The sequence below is a fragment of the Variovorax sp. 01T439_2 genome, from assembly GCF_056398445.1.
This window is the reverse complement of sequence record NZ_JBFTPJ010001276.1, coordinates 1-1,232: the sequence shown is the minus strand read 5'-3', so window position 1 is coordinate 1,232 and position 1,232 is coordinate 1. Positions and strand designations below refer to the sequence as shown.

Below are 1,232 nucleotides of genomic sequence, written 5' to 3'. Positions count from 1 at the left end.
GCCCTACCGCAAGGCCGACGTGGCCAAGGCCAAGAAGATGCTTGCGGACGCCGGCTACAAGGGCGAGAAGGTCACCATCCTGGTGCCGAGCGACGTCACCTACCTCAATGCCGAGGCGCTGATGGCCGCGCAGACCATGCGCAGCATCGGCATGAACGTCGATGCGCAGACCATGGACTGGGCCTCCATCGGCGCGCGCCGCGCCAAGCGCGACGCGCCGGAGGCCGGCGGCTGGAACATGTACGTCACCGTGGCGGGCGAGTTCGACGTCAACTCCCCCATCACCAACGCCTACCTGAGCGCGGCCTGCGGCAACACGCTGCCCGGCTGGCCCTGCGACAAGACACTCGACGATCTGCGCAACGCCTGGCTGAAGGAAACCGTGCCGGCCAAGCGCCGCGAGATCCTCGACGCCTTCCAGGCCCGTGCCTATGAAACGGTGCCCTACATCAACGCAGGCCAGTACACAGCCGCGTTTGCCGCCCGCGCCAGCCTCAAGGGCATCGACAAGCTCTGGGCCGGCATGCCGACGGTCTGGATGCTCGACAAGTAAGCGGCACCGCACGGCAGCACCATGGGCTACATCCTCAGGCGATTTCTCTCGACGCTGCCGGTGATGGCAGTGGTGGCGGTGGTAGTGTTCCTGCTGATCCACCTGTCGCCGGGCGACCCGGCGGCGCTGATCGCGGGCGACCTGGCCTCGGTCGAGGACATCGAGAAGCTGCGCGCCGCGCTGGGCCTGAACCTGCCGCTGTGGCAGCAGTTCGCGATCTGGCTCGGCAAGCTCTTCACGGGCGATCTCGGCACCTCGATCTTCACGCAGGTGCCGGTGGCGCAGCTGCTCGCGCAGCGGCTGGAGCCCACGGTGTCGATCGCGGTGCTGACCATGGCACTCACGCTGGTGCTGGCGGTGCCGCTGGGCACGCTCGCGGCCTACCGCGCGGGCAGCTGGATCGACCGGCTCGTGATGCTGTTCGCGGTGCTCGCGTTCTCGGTGCCGGTGTTCCTGGTGGGCTACCTGCTGATCTACGCGTTTGCGATCCAGCTGCCGTGGTTCCCGGTGCAGGGCTACGTGCGCTTCTCCGACAGTCCCGGGCAATGGCTGCGCGGCCTGGTGCTGCCCTGCGTGAACCTCGCGCTGGTGTACATCGCGCTCGTCACGCGCATGACGCGCGCCACCGTGCTCGAGGTGCTGCACGAGGACTACATCCGCACCGCGCGCGCCAAGGGCC

Annotated in this window: 2 protein-coding genes; both read left to right on the top strand. The window is 68.2% G+C overall.

The features are described 5' to 3' along the window. Positions 1 to 553 (top strand): ABC transporter substrate-binding protein (locus tag AC1DOC_RS34245; protein ID WP_478131645.1); only part of this gene is annotated, 553 nt, incomplete at its 5' end. Between the two features lie 21 nt (positions 554 to 574). Next, a partial coding sequence (locus AC1DOC_RS34240) for an ABC transporter permease (RefSeq protein WP_478131644.1) occupies positions 575 to 1,232 on the top strand: 658 nt, incomplete at its 3' end.